This window comes from Enterobacter cloacae complex sp. P43RS (genome assembly GCF_014930585.1).
Classification (GTDB): Bacteria; Pseudomonadota; Gammaproteobacteria; order Enterobacterales; family Enterobacteriaceae; genus Enterobacter; species Enterobacter bugandensis.
In genome coordinates, this window is the sequence record NZ_JADBRJ010000006.1 from 118,072 (window position 1) to 135,245 (window position 17,174).

The window sequence follows — 17,174 nt, forward strand, 5'->3', positions numbered from 1 at the left end:
TTTGCTTCAATTTCGTCGAATGGTTCTCTCCGTCGTCAGCGCACTGGCGCTGGCTGCACCGGTATATGCAGGTAAACTCGCCATCGTGATTGATGACTTCGGTTATCGACCACACTATGAAAATCAGGTGCTGGCGATGCCGTCAGCCATCTCCGTCGCCGTCCTGCCGAATGCGCCTCACGCGCATGAAATGGCGACCAAAGCGCACAATAGCGGCCACCAGGTCCTCATCCATCTTCCGATGGCACCGCTCAGCAAGCAGCCGCTGGAAAAAGACACCCTGCGCCCGGATATGAGCAGCGATGAGATCGAACGCATCATCCGCGACGCCTACAACAAGGTGCCGTATGCCGTGGGTCTGAACAACCATATGGGCAGCGCGATGACCTCCAGCCTGTACGGTATGCTGAAGGTGATGCAGGCGCTGGAGCGTTACAATCTCTATTTCCTCGACAGCATGACCATTGGCAACAGCCAGGCGATGCGTGCCGCTCAGGGTACGGGTGTGAAGGTCATTAAGCGCAAAGTCTTCCTGGACGACTCCCAGAACGAAGCGGATATCCGCGTGCAGTTCAACCGCGCGGTACAGCTGGCGCGCCGTAACGGTTCGGCGATTGCCATCGGGCACCCGCATCCGTCTACCGTTCGCGTTTTACAGCAAATGCTGCCGACCTTACCTGCCGATATCACGCTGGTACGCCCGAGCGATCTGCTGAACGAGCCGCAGGTGGATACCTCTACGCCGAATTCTGCGCAGCCCGTCCCGACGGCACCGCGTAACCCGTTCCGCGGCGTGAAGCGCTGTGTACCGAAGCAGCCGCTAGAACCGGTCTACGCGACCCGAGTCTTCTCTGTCATCGGAGACAGCATCAGTAACAGTACGCTGGTGAAATACGTCCAGCAGCAGTGGCAGGGATGGGGCAAGAAAGCCTGACGCTTATTTCGCAATCTGAGAGCCCGTCTGCTCATTCGCAACGGGCTCTTTTTTCTCCTGATGCAAATACCAGGATTTGAAATACTTCAAAAAGCTGTAGGCTGTGGCATACAGTCCTGTCGCCACTCCCACTTTACCCTGACGCCAGGCGCCGCTAAACAAATACCATTTAAAAAAAGCCCCGATGGCACTGATGATGCCGCGCCCGATAGAGGGGCGTATTTTATGATATTGTACCAGACGGGTTGTATAACAATTTAATTTGTTAAAAAGCTCATGCAGAGTGGGAAACGTATCATGTTTTACATAGCCCGGAATACATTCACAACGGAGAAAACCTTCCACCTGATCGTCTACCGGTCTGTTATTAAATCGGGACTGTTTACGGTTAAAAAGACGTACAGGGTAATCAGGGGATGAAACAGGATAGATCGTCCGGACTTCTTTACCCAGAACAAACCAGTGGCGGCATATTCGCCATGCCGTTCCGGGGTCAGGCTCATCACCTGCTTTTAACGCTGAAATAGCATCAACTGTTTCCTGGTCAAGAATTTCATCACTGTCGATGCACAGGACCCAGTCATTGCTGGCTAAGGATATGGCATAATTCATCTGCTCGCCATGCCAGCCAAATTTTTTATAGACAGGGAGCAGTCCATAGCTCTCACAAATAAAACGTGTTTTGTCCGTACTGCCTGAATCTACAACGACGATCTCATCCGCTATTTTTAAAAGAGGCGGAATAACATCGTGCAATAATCTTTCAGAATTAAACGTTAATAAGCAGATCGTTATTTTAAACATGTTTCCACTCTCAACAGCAGCATAAATGAATATGATTAATACTATATAAATGAGTAGAGATGATTAAAGTCCTGAATCACACTTTTCAAATAAGCACGTATGACGTTTTGTCTAATTCTGAAGCGCAATAAAATAGAAAAATCTATTTTATTTCAACAGATTCTTTATAATGCAGTCAGATGAAGGGTAGCACACGGATTCAGACATGCCGCACAAAAGTAAAATTCTCCTCCTGGATACGGGTAAAGAATGGGGGGGAGGCACCAACAGTATGCTTGAGCTCCTGAAGCGGATCAATCGCGATAAATTCGATATTACGTGTTGTTTTTACAGTGATTATAGCCGCGCTGAAGGTGAGACGATTGGTCAGGTGCTCAACAGCATCGGGATCCCGCTCATCGTGATCCCTCAGCGTCAGCAGCCGCTCTGGGCCAAATTACTGAAGGAAGCGGGACGTAGCCTGCTTTTTTTCTCACGCAGCGCCCGTAAGGCATTGACTCGTTACGTGGATATCCTGTGGCGAATCAGGCCTAACGTCAGCAAAATCGAGACGCTTTTCATGGAGGGCGGTTTCGATACGCTCTATATGAATAACCAACCCGGCTCAAATGAGGAAGGCTATCTCGCGGCAGCGAAACTGCAGGCGCGGTTGATTCAGCACTGTCGCATTGAACCTGTATTGACCCCGCCGCTGGTGAAGCTGGTCAACGCACATGCCACAAAAATCATCGCGGTTTCGCACGGCGTTGAACGCGTGCTTCTTCAGCATGGCGTCCGGCCCGAGCTGTGTACCACGGTCAACAACGCCATCGACATCCACCAGCCTTTGCCCGACCGACGCGCCATGCGCCAGCGTCTGAACATTGATGACGACACCTTTGTGTTCGGCAGCATTGGCTCGCTTATCCCTCGCAAGTCCAACCACCATACTCTGGAGGCGCTGGCCCAGTTCAGCCAGAAGCACCCGCAGGCAAAATGGAAGATGGTGCTGGTCGGTGAAGGGGCTGAACGCGGCGCGCTGACGGCGCAGGCTGACGCGCTGGGGATTGCTGAGCACATCATTTTTACCGGTTTCCAGAACACGCCTTTTGACTATCTCGCCACCTTTGACGCGTTTATTCTGGCTTCGAAGAGCGAAGGTTTGCCCCGCGTCGTGCTGGAGGCAATGCTGCTGAACATCCCGGTGATTGGCTCAAAGGTAACCGGCACGGCAGAATTGATCGACCATGAGTCGACCGGGCTGCTGTTCCCGTGGAGCGATGTGTCGCAACTTGCTCAACATCTGGATAATATCTGGCAGGATCCTGCTCTGCGCGCCCGGCTCGCCGCAGCCGCGCACCAGAATGTCTGCAACGTGTATGCCATTGAAAGCTATGTTAACGGTGTCGAGGCCGTTCTTGGCGCGCAATAACCAAACGAGAAGAACATGTTTAAATTCCTGAATGCTCGCTACCGCCACATTACCGGGCGTCATAACATTCCGTACGCTTCCCTTCCGGTCACGCGCGATCTCGTTGCGGTTGATTCCATCGTGATCCCTTGTACGGGCGCGGATTTCGTCGAAGAGGCGTTATTATCAGCGACCTTTGCAGAGCGTTACGCCACCGACGTCAGCGAGATTGTTATCGTCAGCGATCAGCCTGAATCCGCTTTCGGCGAGCTGCCGCCAAAAACCCGCGTTGTGACCCTCACGCTGCCAAAACGTGAAGAGGGGTACCGCTATAAGCAAATCTACCTCAGCCGTCTGGTGAAGCTTAACGCTCCGCTTCAGGCGCGCGGAGAAGGCGTATTGATGATCGACTCCGATCTCAACCTGCTGAAGATGCCCCAGATCAACATGGCCGATATGCACATCTACTCCAGCTTCCGTCAGGGCAAAATGATCGCCAAGCTGGACGGCGCCCCCGCAGAAAAAGTGCCGGCATATTACAAAGAAACGGTGCGCCCGTATCTGGTCGACCACGTTAACGGCGCGTTTCTTGCCGCAACCAAAAAGACCTGGCGTCGCATCTGCCCGCTGTGGCTGACGCTGTTCCAGGATACCTGGGAGCTGATGGACGATACCCAGCCGCCGACCGATCAGCTGCCGCTCGCTGCGCTGCTGGACATGCTGGATGTTAAAACGGTTAACCTGGGCGACTGGATGAACTGGCCTGTATCCAAGAAGATCGGCGGACAGGAAGCCGTTGTGCCGAAAGAGGTGATTGGCGCGCACGGGGGTTTCCCGCTTTCCGAATGGCAGAAGTATCTGGAATCTCCGGATAACAAATTGCTGTTCAAAGGGCAGGACTATACCCGCAAGGTGCGCTACCTGACGGACGAAGAGAAAAAGAATCAGTAAAAAAGGGGCCGCTGGCCCCTTTTTTATTACTTATCCCAGCTCAGGATCACTTTCCCTGACTGACCGGAACGCATCGCGTCGAAGCCCTGCTGGAACTCATCGATGGAGAAACGGTGAGTGATAATCGGGGACAGATCCAGGCCGGACTGGATCAGCGCTGCCATCTTGTACCAGGTTTCGAACATCTCGCGGCCATAGATGCCCTTGATGAACAGCCCTTTGAAGATGACTTTGTTCCAGTCGATGGACATATCTGACGGCGGAATGCCCAGCATCGCGATACGGCCACCGTGGTTCATGGTGTCCAGCATCGTGCGGAACGCCGGCGGCGCGCCGGACATCTCCAGGCCGACGTCAAAGCCTTCGGTCATACCCAACTCTTCCATCACGTCGGTCAGGCTCTCTTTCGAGACATCCACCGCGCGGGTGACGCCCATTTTGCGCGCCAGCGACAGGCGGTATTCATTCACGTCGGTGATCACCACGTTGCGCGCACCCACGTGCTTCGCCACGGCTGCCGCCATAATGCCGATTGGGCCGGCGCCGGAAACCAGCACGTCTTCACCGACCAGGTCGAAGGAGAGCGCAGTGTGTACCGCGTTGCCGAACGGGTCGAAGATGGAGGCCAAATCGTCAGAGATATTGTCCGGGATTTTGAAGGCGTTAAACGCCGGGATCACCAGGTATTCCGCGAAGCAGCCCGGACGATTTACGCCCACGCCGACGGTGTTGCGGCACAGGTGGGTGCGACCGCCACGGCAGTTGCGGCAGTGACCGCAGGTAATATGGCCTTCACCAGAGACGCGATCGCCAATGCTAAAGCCTTTGACTTCCTGGCCGATGCCGACCACTTCACCAACATATTCGTGACCGACAACCATTGGGACAGGAATGGTTTTTTGCGACCACTGATCCCAGTTGTAGATGTGAACGTCAGTACCGCAGATGGCGGTTTTACGAATTTTGATCAGCAGATCGTTATGACCGACTTCCGGCTCCGGCACGTCGGTCATCCAAATCCCTTCTTCCGCTTTCAGTTTGGATAACGCTTTCATCACACGTCCTCAGGCAATTACGCCCAGCTGTTTGCCGATGCGGGTAAAGGCTTCCACCGCACGCTCAATTTGTTCAGGCGAATGCGCCGCAGACATCTGGGTGCGGATACGCGCCTGACCTTTTGGTACCACCGGGAAGAAGAACCCGGTGACGTAAATTCCTTCTTTCTGCAGTTCGCGGGCAAACTGCTGCGCCACAACTGCGTCGCCCAGCATCACAGGAATGATCGCGTGGTCAGCGCCGGCCAGGGTGAACCCTGCGGCGCTCATTTTTTCACGGAACAGACGGGCGTTAGACCACAGACGGTCGCGCAGCTCGGCGCCGGACTCCACCATCTCCAGCACTTTGATAGAAGCGGCCACAATGGCTGGCGCCAGGGAGTTGGAGAACAGATACGGACGGGAGCGCTGACGCAGCCACTCAACCACCTCTTTGCGCGCAGCGGTATAGCCGCCGGACGCGCCACCGAGCGCTTTGCCCAGCGTACCGGTGATGATATCCACGCGGCCCATCACGTCGCAGTATTCGTGGGAACCTCGGCCATTTTCGCCGACAAAACCGACCGCGTGAGAGTCATCCACCATCACCAGCGCGTCGTATTTATCCGCCAGGTCGCACACGCCTTTCAGGTTGGCGATCACGCCGTCCATGGAGAACACGCCGTCGGTCGCGATCAGTACGTGGCGGGCACCCGCTTCGCGTGCCTCTTTGAGCCGCGCTTCCAGCTCAACCATGTCGTTGTTGGCGTAGCGGAAACGCTTCGCTTTACACAGGCGAACACCGTCGATGATGGAGGCGTGGTTCAGGGCGTCGGAGATAATCGCATCTTCTGCGCCGAGCAGGGTTTCAAACAGACCGCCGTTGGCGTCGAAGCAGGAGGAGTACAGAATCGCGTCTTCCATTCCGAGGAAGTTTGCCAGCTTTTGCTCAAGCTGCTTGTGGCTATCCTGGGTACCGCAGATGAAGCGCACGGAGGCCATGCCGAAGCCGTGGGTGTCCATGCCGTTTTTCGCGGCGGCAATCAGCTCAGGGTGATTCGCAAGACCTAAGTAGTTGTTCGCGCAAAAGTTGATCACATGGCTGCCGTCGGCAACGGTGATATCCGCCTGCTGGGCAGACGTGATAATACGCTCTTCTTTGAACAACCCTTCCGCACGTGCGGTGTCGAGGTCGCTGTTTAACTGTTTGTAAAAATCACCACGCATTGCAATTCTCCAGACTCGGCAAATTTTGGCACATATTACCCAAACCTATAGTTCATGACGAGATGACGCCGTATCTCTTCTCGTTTTTGCAGCATAAATCACGTGTACCCCTGCTGCATATCGGTGAATGGCTGAAGACCGGGCATTGTGATGATATGATATGAATATTAGCGTCCGGGATTGTCCCCGGGCTCAACACTTCAAAGGTTACAGTTATGATCATCGTTACCGGCGGCGCGGGCTTTATCGGCAGCAACATTATTAAGGCCCTCAATGATAAGGGCATCACCGACATTCTGGTGGTGGACAACCTGAAAGACGGCACCAAGTTCGTTAACCTGGTGGATCTGAACATCGCTGACTACATGGATAAAGAAGACTTCCTTATCCAGATTATGGCGGGTGAAGAGTTCGGCGAGATCGAAGCCATCTTCCACGAAGGTGCGTGCTCTTCCACCACCGAGTGGGACGGCAAGTACATGATGGATAACAACTATCAGTACTCTAAAGAGATCCTGCACTACTGCCTGGAGCGTGAAATTCCGTTCCTGTATGCCTCTTCCGCGGCAACCTACGGCGGGCGCACCTCGGACTTTATCGAATCCCGCGAATACGAGCAGCCGCTGAACGTCTACGGCTACTCCAAGTTCCTGTTTGACGAGTACGTGCGTCAGATCCTGCCGGAAGCGAACTCACAGATTGTCGGCTTCCGCTACTTCAACGTTTACGGGCCGCGCGAAGGGCACAAGGGCAGCATGGCGAGCGTGGCGTTCCACCTGAACACCCAGTTGAATAACGGTGAAAGCCCGAAACTGTTCGAAGGCAGCGACGGCTTCAAGCGTGACTTCGTCTACGTAGGCGACGTTGCAGCCGTAAACCTGTGGTTCCTGGAAAACGGCGTCTCCGGCATTTTCAACCTGGGCACGGGCCGCGCAGAGTCCTTCCAGGCGGTGGCTGACGCCACGCTGGCGTACCATAAAAAAGGCAGCATCGAGTACATTCCGTTCCCGGATAAGCTGAAAGGCCGCTACCAGGCGTTCACGCAGGCCGACCTGACCAACCTGCGCGCCGCGGGCTACGACAAACCGTTCAAGACCGTTGCCGAAGGCGTAACGGAATATATGGCCTGGCTGAACCGCGACGCGTAAGTATGAAGATTCTGGTGATCGGCCCGTCATGGGTGGGCGACATGATGATGTCGCAAAGTCTCTATCGCACGCTCAAGGCGCGTTATCCCCAGGCGATAATCGACGTGATGGCACCCGCATGGTGCCGTCCGCTGTTATCGCGTATGCCGGAAGTAAACGAGGCGATCCCGATGCCGCTCGGCCACGGGGCGCTGGAAATCGGTGAACGCCGCAAACTCGGTCATAGCCTGCGCGAGAAGCGCTATGACCGTGCGTACGTGCTGCCTAACTCCTTCAAATCCGCCCTTGTGCCCTTCTTTGCAGGCATCCCGCACCGTACCGGCTGGCGCGGCGAAATGCGCTACGGCCTGCTGAACGATGCCAGGGTGCTGGATAAAGAAGCCTGGCCGCTGATGGTGGAGCGCTACGTGGCGCTGGCCTACGACAAATGCGTCATGCGCAGCGCGAAAGATCTGCCGCAGCCGCTACTGTGGCCGCAGCTTCAGGTGAACGAGGGGGAGAAATCCCACACCTGCAACGCGTTTGGCCTTTCGTCCGAACGCCCAATGATTGGCTTCTGCCCCGGCGCAGAATTTGGCCCGGCAAAACGCTGGCCGCACTACCACTATGCAGAGCTGGCGAAACAGCTGATCGACGAAGGCTACCAGATTGTGCTGTTTGGCTCGGCGAAGGATCACGAGGCGGGCAACGAAATTCTCGCCACGCTGAGCACCGAGCAACAGGCCTGGTGCCGCAACCTGGCTGGAGAAACGCAGCTTGAGCAGGCGGTTATCCTGATTGCCGCCTGTAAGGCCGTGGTCAGCAATGACTCTGGCCTGATGCACGTCGCCGCCGCGCTGGATCGTCCGCTGGTTGCGCTGTATGGCCCAAGCAGCCCAGACTTCACGCCGCCGCTGTCGCACAAAGCGCGCGTAATCCGTTTGATCACCGGCTACCACAAGGTACGCAAAGGCGATGCCGCTGAAGGTTACCATCAGAGCCTGATCGACATAACGCCGCAGCGCGTTCTCGAAGAGCTCAACGAACTGCTGTTGAGCGAAGAAGGATAACGGATGCGGGTATTGATCGTTAAAACCTCCTCAATGGGTGATGTGCTGCATACGCTACCGTCACTGACGGACGCGATGCGGACCATTCCCGGCATCCGTTTTGACTGGGTGGTAGAAGAAGGCTTCGCGCAGATCCCCACCTGGCATGAAGCGGTTGACCGCGTGATCCCGGTCGCGATTCGCCGCTGGCGCAAAGCGTGGTTCTCCGCGCCGATTAAAGCCGAGCGTAAAGCCTTCCGTGAAACGGTGCAGGCGCAGCGTTACGACGCGATTATCGACGCGCAGGGGCTGGTGAAAAGCGCGGCACTGGTCACGCGTCTGGCGCACGGCGTAAAGCACGGCATGGACTGGCACACCGCCCGCGAACCGCTGGCGAGTCTGTTCTATAACCGCCGCCACCACATCGCAAAGCAGCAGCACGCCGTAGAACGCACCCGCGAGCTGTTTGCGAAAAGCCTCGGCTATGCGAAACCGGAAGCGCAGGGCGACTACGCCATTGCGCAGCACTTTTTGCGCAATACAGATCCCTGTGCTCAGCCTTATCTTGTCTTTCTGCATGCCACAACGCGCGACGATAAGCACTGGCCGGAAACACACTGGCGAAGGCTGATTGAACTAATGCAACCCTCCGGTATCCATATTAAACTCCCGTGGGGCGCTGAGCATGAGCGGCAGCGTGCGGCGCGTCTGGCAGCAGGCTTTTCCCACGTCGAGGTGTTACCTAAACTCACGCTGGCGCAGGTTGCCGCAGAGCTGGCAGGCGCTAACGCCGTTGTTTCCGTGGATACGGGTTTAAGCCATTTAACCGCGGCGCTGGATCGCCCAAATATCACCCTTTTTGGCCCGACCGATCCCGGCCTGATCGGGGGCTATGGCAAAAACCAGCATCAGATGGTCAGCCCGACTCAGCAAACGAAGGATATCAGCGCAGATGCGATTTTTTCATTTTTACAGGGCAGCCGTTGGCTTTCCAACAGGGATATTTAACCCATGAGTTACGTATTTCTGCTGATTTTACTCTTTCCGGTGAAGCTTATCCGGAAGCTGTTGCGCAAAGAGACAGGGAAAAACCTGGTCATTCAGACAGCCAAAATCGGTGATTTTGTTAATGCAACGCCTCTTCTGGCCTGGCTGCAAAAAAGCGACGTGCTCATCAGCCGCAGCGTGGGTGCGCTGGCGAAGCATGACGAGACGGTCGAAGAGATTTATTTTATTGAGCAGCATAAGCGTAACCTGTGGCGTAAGCTCTGTTTCGCCTGCAGGATCATGAACCGCTATGACAACGTCTACCTTCTGCAGCCTAACAGCGTGAATCTTTTTTTCGCCTCCGTTTGTAACGCCAAAAATAAGCAATTTTTAAGCACTTACACGCGCAGGTGGTATCACGGGATTTTCTATTCAACGGCCGATGGTACGGTTGACCACGGTAGAAAAACGTTAACAGTCACTGACTATCTTAAGCTGGCCGACCGCGCTCTGACCTGGCAAGACTCTCCAAAGCACGCCACAAAGCCACTGTTTAAACCCGCGACTTATCCGGCGATCCTTGATAAACCCGGCGCGGTCCGCATTGGCATCAGTATCGCCGCCGGGAATAAAGCCAAAACCGTTCCGCCTGTCATCTGGAAGCAAATTGCCGATCGTCTCGCCGACCTGCCCTGCGAGTTTTATGTCTTTGGCGCCCCAAATGAACAGTCCTGGATGGATGACATCACCCGCGCTTACGGTGAACTGCCCAACTTTATTAATCTGATTGGCAAGATCTCGCTTGAAGAGCTTCCGTGGGCAATTTCTAAAATGGATTGTTATATCGCCTCCGACTCGGGGAATGTCTACATCGCCGATGCGGTTGGCGTACCGGTCGTCTTACTGTTCGGTCCGTGCTGTCACTACGAGCAGCGCCCGCTTGGCAACGTGTTGCTGATTGGCAACGATGACAATATTTGCTCGTATGTTTTTGAAACTCGTTATTATTTCTCGCAAGGCCGGGAAGAACTCTTCGCGGTAACAGATGAATCGCTGGACGAACTCAAACATTTCATTTGCGGTCTACCAACAGCAAAATCTGCCTTTGATGCTCAGGGAAACTAATTACTATGGCTTTTCTCAGCATCATTATTGCCGCACATAATGCCGAAAACACGCTTCACGCCACACTGGAAAGTCTGCAAAACGCGATTGAGAATGCAGGCGATGATGTAGAAGTTATTATCATTAATGACAGTTCCAACGATTCCACACAGGTTATTATTGAGGCGTGGTTGCCAAAGCTTCCGCATGCGCAATGCCAATACGTTGAGTACCGTAACGTAGGGCATGTTCGAAACAGCGCAGTCTCGCTGGCGTCAGGCGATTACATCACGATGCTTGATAGCGACGATCTGTTAAAGCCGGGTAGCATCCGGGATGCCGTCGCCTTCCTGAAAGCAGAGCGTCCTGATATGTTGCTGACGCGCCTGCTGGAAATACGCGATATGCGGAAAATCACCTCCGCCTGGCAGGGATTCACGCCCGTCTCATTATCGCAAAATGATGCAATAAAGCGTTTCCTGCAGCACAAAGATTTTCAGGCGCATCTCATCGGGCAATTCATCCACCGCAAGCTGTATGCAAGCAACCCGATCCCGTCTATGGTCTGCTATGAAGATTTCGCGGTATTTCCCGGCATGCTGAGGCAATCGCGTAAAATCTTCTTTCAGCGTCAGGGACACTATTTTTACATCAAACGCAGCGACAGTTTGTCGAGCCGTCTTGACGCCAGTAAAATCGCCACGCTGATTGAATGTACGCTACAGATGGAAAATACATTCCCGCAATCATTTAAGCATCTTATTAATTGCCACTGGTTTGATATTTACAGTAATCACCGACAATATCTGACCGACCTGCAGCTCAAACTGGTTAAGGCGCGGGTAAATGCACTTTATTCTTTCTCTTTTTTCTTCTCCAGAGATGTACGTTTCAGCTACAAAAAAAGGGTCATTGAGGCATTATGGAAAAAGTAAAACTGCGGCTCTATCAGCTGACGCTGATTTTGAGCCTCATTTCGTTTGCACTGGCGCTGCTGAGCTCAGGTAAACAACGCGAATTTTTCTATATTGCGGTTTATGCCAGCATTATCGGCTTAGCTTGCGAATATAAAAAAATCACCCTGCGCCCCTTTTCAATCGCGCTCCCCATATTGCTGATTGGGCTACTCAATCTTGTCTGGTATATGGTGTACGAATATCATAGCGAAGGTTTAAACGCTTACAGCGATTATCTGGGTGCCAGTAAGAAACTGATATTAGCGAGCATTCTCGTTTTCTATCTTGACCGGTTTAAAACTTACGTCGATAAAAGCGCTTTCCAGAAGTACTTCCTGTACGCGGCAGGTACAGGGTTTGTCCTCGCCACGGGATATGGCTTATGGCAGGCGACGCAGGGTATGGCACGTATAGAGATGGCCATCAATCGCGCCACCGTGTCTGCCTATGTTTACTCCGTACTGTCACTGGCGCTGGTATACAGCCTTTATCTTCAAAAAAACAGAAAACTGTATGTAGTCGCGGGTCTTACCATCTTAATATCTTACTTCGTTATTCTTTTAACGGGGACGCGTGCTGCAATGGGATTATATTTGCTCCTTGCGATTGTACTCACGCTCTACCACTTCAGAAGAATTCATCTGAAATCAACGCTGATTTTTTTATGTATTGTGGCAGGTGTAGTTGTCGTTAGTTACAAACCATTAATTTCACCCAAGATTATGCAAGTACAGGCTGAGCTTGAGAAATATGAAAGCGGAGTAGACGGCACCTCACTTGGCTCTCGTTTTACCATGTGGAATGTAGGTATTCAAAACGGGCTTGCACATCCACTAGGGCAATCATTAGAAGAAAGATATTTCTGGACGCAACATTATATTAATGATGGACATCCTAATCTAATCACTGCACTTGGCTATTTAAAAATACACCTACACAATGAATTTATCGAAAAATACTCTCTGCAAGGGCTTCCGGGTCTGGCGATATTACTCTTTTTCTTCGTTTCGATGATCGCTTACGCGCTTAAAAACCGAAATGGCCTGCTGCTGACAACGATGCTTCTTTTATTACTCTATGGCCTGACAGACGTCATTTTATTGAGCTCAGAAGCCCTAATATTCTTTGTTACTCTGTTTGCATTGAGTACTCCTTTATCGCAAACCAGACAACATCAATAAGAGATAATGCCCGCCAGCCGGGCATTATTTTTTCTTGTATTGATAAAACTCCGCCAGCGTCATCCCCACCGTCTTATCGGATAGCCAGCTAAAAAGCGCTTCTAAATCCCGATATAACCCTTCAATCGCCGCCTCATCTTTAAAGGTCGGACTTCCGCCTGGCATAAATTCAGACGAGTGAAGCATAAACTCCACATAATCCTGTCCCCGCGACAGGCACTGCTGCGCGACCTGAATCATCTGCGCCGCATTGCCGCCGGACGGTCGCAACCAGTTTACGGACGGAGAGCGGTATTTCCCGCGAAGCCGATCGTATCCCTGTTTGATCGTGTTCAACCAGGCCGGATGTTTATACTGAATGCTCATCGGCACTTGGAGTAAGGGGCTATTTCCCGCCTGGGAAATAGTATCTAAATCCATAAAATAGGCGTGGTCGGGGAAATGCTGATAATCCGTTCCGCCATTGCCCTGCGGAGCACCTTTCGCATTGCGCCAGTTCACGCGTGGCGTCACGGAGCAATCAACCTGGTAGCCCAGTTCAACGAGCAATTTTGCATAGCGGCTATCAAATGCCCAACGCCCGGCGCGGTGGCTCAGCATTTTGGTCTGGAATGTTTCTTCCAGCAGACGGGTCATGAACAGCACTTTCTCACGCATCACCTCGTCTGAAAATTCAATCAGATACGGTTGCCAGCGCCAGTCATCTCCCGTGAGATCGTGCTCAGGTGGGCTATTCCATGCATGAAGGTGCATACCCACCTCCCCCTGACCGCGAGCGATCGCGTCCCTGGCGAATTCAATGAAAACGGGCTCGATTGCCATCTCATAGTTTGTCAGCCATACGGGCTTAAAACCAAAACGCTCACAGAGGGCCTGGAACCGGGCCAGATAGCGCGCATTTTCCGTTTTAATGACGCGGTGATTCTCCCAGAGATTATCGCCCTCAGTATCAATCGTGATGATAAACGCTGGTTTTTTCATAATGAGTCCGCATGACAGGGAAGTTAGCGCTATGTTACGCACTCTCCAAAGCCTGAGTAAACCCTTCCTGGGAAATTCCTGAGATTATGGAGAAAGAGTGCAAGTCGCTACCAGGTCTATTAGAATTGCCAACAGTACAACGCCGATAAGATGATGATGAATAACTTACCTGACACGCCTGATTTGCGCATTCTACTGATCAAACTCCGCCATCATGGCGATATGTTATTGACCACCCCCGTCATTGATTCATTACGTCAAAAATGGCCACAAGCGCAAATTGACGTGCTGTTGTATGAAGAAACGCGCGATATGCTCGCCGCGCACCCGACGATTGGCACTATTTATGGAATCGATCGTAAATGGAAGCAGCTGGGCACGCTAAAGCACCTTCAAAAGGAGTGGCAGTTACTCTGCGCGTTACGAAAGCAACATTATCATCTGGTGATAAATCTTGCCGATCAGTGGCGTAGCGCTATCGTCACCCGTTTCACTGGTGCGCCGGTTCGCCTCGGATTCGCCTTTAACAAACGCAACAATCCATTCTGGCGTTTCTGTCATAGCGATTTAGTCTCTGTTGCAAATCACAAATCCCTGCACACCGTCGAACAAAATCTCTCCATTCTGTCACCATTACAGGTCGCGCCTGAGCCAGCTGTTACCATGGCCTACAGCGCAGAAGACTGGCACCACGCCCACCAGCAACTGGTGCAAAAAGGAGTGGGCGATAACTACATCGTCATTCAGCCGACATCACGCTGGTTCTTCAAATGCTGGGATGAAAGCAAAATGGCGCAAACCATCACCGCGCTGCAGCAGGATGGGCATACCGTTGTACTCACGGCCGGGCCGGATAAAAAAGAGCTGGCGATGATAGATCGCATACTCGCCGCCTCACCGAAAACGGGGGTCGTCTCGCTGGCGGGACAGCTAACGTTGCGCCAGCTGGCCTCACTCATCGACCACGCGTGTCTTTTTATTGGCGTTGACTCCGTTCCGATGCATATGGCCGCCGCGCTGCAGACGCCCTGCGTGGCGCTGTTTGGCCCTTCCAAACTGACGTTTTGGTCTCCATGGCAAGTCAACGGTGAAGTCATCTGGGCTGGCGACTACGGTCCCCTTCCCGATCCCGACGCTATTGATACCAAAACGAAAGAACGCTATCTCGACGCCATTCCTGTTGATGCTGTCGTCTCCGCTGCAAGGAGATATTTGTCATGAAACACCATCGTCTGGCGATTGTTCGCCAAAAGTATCGCCCTGATGGCGGAGCGGAGCGCTTCGTTTCACGTGCGCTCACCGCGCTGAGCAATCAGAATCTTGAACTCAACGTCATTACGCGTGAATGGCAGGGCGAGAGACAGGACGACTGGCATATCCATATTTGCGACCCGCGCAAATGGGGCCGAATTAGCCGCGAACGCGGGTTTGCCCATGCTGCCCGCGCGCTGTGGCAGCAACAGCAGTTTGATATTGTGCAAAGCCACGAGCGGATTCCGGGCTGTGATATCTACCGCGCTGGCGATGGCGTTCATCGCCGCTGGCTGCTACAGCGTGCGCGCATCCTGCCCGCCTGGCGCGCGAAAATGCTGATGGTCGACCGCTATCACCGCTACGTGATGCACGCCGAGCGTGAAATGTACCAGGCGCCAGAGCTGAAAGCGGTTATCTGTAATGCGGAGATGATCAAACGCGAAATCGTCGAAGACTTTGATATTGACGCAAAAAAGATCCATGTGATTTATAATTCAATTGATTCCAGCCGCTTCGTTCCAGCCCAGGAAGCACAGCGTGCCGCGCTGCGTCAGCAATTTGGTTTGCCAGCCGATGCCGTGGTGTTCTGTTTTGTAGGATCGGGATTTGAACGAAAAGGATTGGCCAGCGCCATACGCGCTATCGCAGGAACTTCAGCCTGGCTGATTGTGGTTGGACAGGATAAAGCAGAACATCGTTATCGTGACCTCGCCCGTTCATTGGGCTGCGAAGGGCAAATCCGTTTCCTGGGAATGCAGAAAGAAACGCTGCCTTTTTATCAGCTATCCGATGGTTTACTGTTGCCAACGCTGTATGATCCCTTTCCAAACGTCATTCTTGAAGCGATGGCCTGCGGCTTGCCCGTCATTACTTCAGAGAGTTGCGGAGGCGCTGAATTTATTCAGCAAGGCCAGAACGGATTTTATTGTGACGCCCTGGATATCAACACATTGAAGGAGGCAATTGCAGCCACTCCTTCTCTGGGAAAAAATAACACGATGGGGCAAGCGGCACGTGAACGGGTAAAAGACGCCACCCCCGAAAAACTGTCAAGTCAGCTTATTTCGCTTTATCAAAAATTACTGGATTAAAAATGCGCATCCTAATGATTATTGATGGTTTACCCGGTGGGGGAGCTGAAAAAACAGTTCTTACACTTTCCAGCGGATTAACGGAAATGGGGCATCAGGTCTCCCTTTTCTCTCTGCGGAAAGTGTGTGATTACGCCATCCCGGAAGGCATTGATTATCAGGTGGTTCAGGATACCTGCAAAAAACCGTGGCGCAAGCTGACGGAGATCCCACGCCGAGCCCGCCTGCTGGATCAGGCGATTGAGCGGGCTGAGCGCAGCGGAAAATTTGACGTTGTGTTCTCTCATCTGCACAAAACTGACCGCATTGTGGCGCACTGCCGCGCGCTGGAGCGTGAAAAAGTCTGGTTCTGCGTGCATGGCATGTTCTCTTTCTCCTATCTTCGCCATCGCAGCGGGCTTTCGCGCTGGTTTAAGCATCTTAAAATTCGTCATACCTACGAAAACCGAAACGTTGTCGCCGTCTCAGGCGCCGTGCTGAAAGACCTTTCCGAGACCCTGGCTCTGAAACTCCGGCGTAAAGCGGTTATCCACAATCCTTTTGATATCCCTGAAATTCAGCGTCTGGCGGATGCCCCCTTCGAGATGCAAGGGAAGGATTACATCATCCATGTCGGCCGCTTCCATGAACACAAACGCCACGACCGTCTTTTACGCGCGTTCGCACAGAGCCGGCTCGACACTACGCTTGTCATGATGGGCAATGGTTCCGAAGCCAAAATTCAAAAGCTCAAACAGCTTGCCCGCGACCTGGGTATTGAAGACAAGACGGTTTTCCGTCCCTTCGACTCCAATCCCTACCCCTGGATTAAAGGGGCACGCCTCTTAGTGTTAAGTTCTGACTGCGAAGGTTTTGGTAATGTGCTGGTGGAATCCATTATCTGCCAGACGCCACCGGTCAGTACCAATTGTCCGGGTGGCCCCGCAGAAATCCTCACCGGCGCCTTAGCGCGCGGGCTGGCAGAGCTAAATGACGCGTCACTGGCAAAAACCCTGGTAGATATTTATACCGCCCCGCCGGTCGTTGGCGATGCAACGATTGCGTCGTTCGGTATCAATGCCATTTGCCAGCAGTACATTGCTTTGGTCGACAATCAAAAATAAT

16 protein-coding genes are annotated in these 17,174 nt (G+C 53.1%); 12 read left to right on the forward strand and 4 right to left on the reverse strand.

Annotated elements, in window-relative coordinates; translation table 11 throughout:
• The first annotated feature begins 1 nt into the window (after window position 1).
• Complete coding sequence (locus IM294_RS14125; RefSeq protein WP_074147980.1) at window positions 2-934, forward strand: divergent polysaccharide deacetylase family protein; 933 nt, start codon at window positions 2-4, stop codon at window positions 932-934.
• A gap of 3 nt (window positions 935-937) precedes the next feature.
• On the opposite strand, the gene IM294_RS14130 is transcribed toward IM294_RS14125, so the two are convergent.
• Complete coding sequence (locus IM294_RS14130) at window positions 938-1,738, reverse strand: glycosyltransferase family 2 protein (protein ID WP_126818399.1); 801 nt, start codon at window positions 1,736-1,738, stop codon at window positions 938-940.
• Between the two features lie 205 nt (window positions 1,739-1,943).
• Between IM294_RS14130 and IM294_RS14135 the strand changes: the two genes are divergently transcribed.
• Together IM294_RS14135 and IM294_RS14140 are read left to right on the forward strand one after the other, a co-directional pair.
• Window positions 1,944-3,149: a glycosyltransferase gene (locus tag IM294_RS14135; protein ID WP_063943271.1), complete on the forward strand. Its 1,206-nt coding sequence runs from the start codon at window positions 1,944-1,946 to the stop codon at window positions 3,147-3,149.
• A gap of 15 nt (window positions 3,150-3,164) precedes the next feature.
• Window positions 3,165-4,079 carry a hypothetical protein gene (locus IM294_RS14140; RefSeq protein ID WP_045260055.1) on the forward strand — a complete coding sequence of 305 codons (915 nt, stop codon included), beginning with the start codon at window positions 3,165-3,167 and terminating at the stop codon, window positions 4,077-4,079.
• A 26-nt stretch (window positions 4,080-4,105) separates the two neighbouring features.
• Here the strand turns inward: IM294_RS14140 and tdh are convergent, their stop codons facing one another.
• Entirely contained in the window at window positions 4,106-5,134 is a 1,029-nt protein-coding gene (tdh, locus tag IM294_RS14145) for an L-threonine 3-dehydrogenase (RefSeq protein ID WP_006812404.1), read from the reverse strand.
• 9 nt (window positions 5,135-5,143) lie between these two features.
• Entirely contained in the window at window positions 5,144-6,340 is a 1,197-nt protein-coding gene (kbl, locus tag IM294_RS14150; RefSeq protein ID WP_045630245.1) for a glycine C-acetyltransferase, read from the reverse strand.
• A 215-nt stretch (window positions 6,341-6,555) separates the two neighbouring features.
• Here kbl and rfaD point away from each other — a divergent pair, with 215 nt between their 5' ends.
• Genes rfaD through IM294_RS14180 form a run of 6 tightly spaced genes read left to right on the forward strand, consistent with a single transcriptional unit; the run spans window position 6,556 to window position 12,744 of the window.
• A complete protein-coding gene (gene rfaD, locus IM294_RS14155) occupies window positions 6,556-7,488 on the forward strand; it encodes an ADP-glyceromanno-heptose 6-epimerase (RefSeq protein ID WP_041911658.1) in 933 nt (310 codons plus the stop codon).
• A 2-nt stretch (window positions 7,489-7,490) separates the two neighbouring features.
• Window positions 7,491-8,537 carry an ADP-heptose--LPS heptosyltransferase RfaF gene (gene rfaF / locus IM294_RS14160; RefSeq protein WP_126818398.1) on the forward strand — a complete coding sequence of 349 codons (1,047 nt, stop codon included), beginning with the start codon at window positions 7,491-7,493 and terminating at the stop codon, window positions 8,535-8,537.
• A gap of 3 nt (window positions 8,538-8,540) precedes the next feature.
• A complete protein-coding gene (rfaC, locus tag IM294_RS14165) occupies window positions 8,541-9,524 on the forward strand; it encodes a lipopolysaccharide heptosyltransferase RfaC (protein ID WP_063437265.1) in 984 nt (327 codons plus the stop codon).
• A gap of 3 nt (window positions 9,525-9,527) precedes the next feature.
• On the forward strand, window positions 9,528-10,628 hold the full coding sequence (locus IM294_RS14170; RefSeq protein ID WP_126818397.1) for a glycosyltransferase family 9 protein: 1,101 nt from the start codon (window positions 9,528-9,530) through the stop codon (window positions 10,626-10,628).
• A gap of 5 nt (window positions 10,629-10,633) precedes the next feature.
• Window positions 10,634-11,542, forward strand: a complete 909-nt coding sequence (locus IM294_RS14175; protein ID WP_126818396.1) for a glycosyltransferase family 2 protein — start codon at window positions 10,634-10,636, stop codon at window positions 11,540-11,542.
• The gene (locus IM294_RS14180) at window positions 11,530-12,744 is read left to right on the forward strand and encodes an O-antigen ligase (RefSeq protein ID WP_126818395.1); all 1,215 of its coding nucleotides are present in this window, start codon (window positions 11,530-11,532) and stop codon (window positions 12,742-12,744) included. The genes IM294_RS14175 and IM294_RS14180 overlap by 13 nt, the downstream gene beginning before the upstream one ends.
• 24 nt (window positions 12,745-12,768) lie before the next feature.
• On the opposite strand, the gene IM294_RS14185 is transcribed toward IM294_RS14180, so the two are convergent.
• On the reverse strand, window positions 12,769-13,725 hold the full coding sequence (locus tag IM294_RS14185; protein WP_126818394.1) for a polysaccharide deacetylase family protein: 957 nt from the start codon (window positions 13,723-13,725) through the stop codon (window positions 12,769-12,771).
• Window positions 13,726-13,875: 150 nt separating this feature from the next.
• On the opposite strand from IM294_RS14185, the gene rfaQ reads away from it, so the two are divergent.
• The 3 genes from rfaQ to IM294_RS14200 are packed head-to-tail and all read left to right on the forward strand — an operon-like array spanning window position 13,876 to window position 17,173.
• On the forward strand, window positions 13,876-14,946 hold the full coding sequence (rfaQ, locus tag IM294_RS14190; protein WP_045260064.1) for a putative lipopolysaccharide heptosyltransferase III: 1,071 nt from the start codon (window positions 13,876-13,878) through the stop codon (window positions 14,944-14,946).
• On the forward strand, window positions 14,943-16,070 hold the full coding sequence (locus IM294_RS14195) for a glycosyltransferase family 4 protein (protein WP_041911666.1): 1,128 nt from the start codon (window positions 14,943-14,945) through the stop codon (window positions 16,068-16,070). Before rfaQ ends, IM294_RS14195 begins: the two co-directional genes overlap by 4 nt.
• Before the next feature lie 2 nt (window positions 16,071-16,072).
• Complete coding sequence (locus tag IM294_RS14200) at window positions 16,073-17,173, forward strand: glycosyltransferase (protein WP_126818393.1); 1,101 nt, start codon at window positions 16,073-16,075, stop codon at window positions 17,171-17,173.
• Window position 17,174 lies beyond the last annotated feature (1 nt).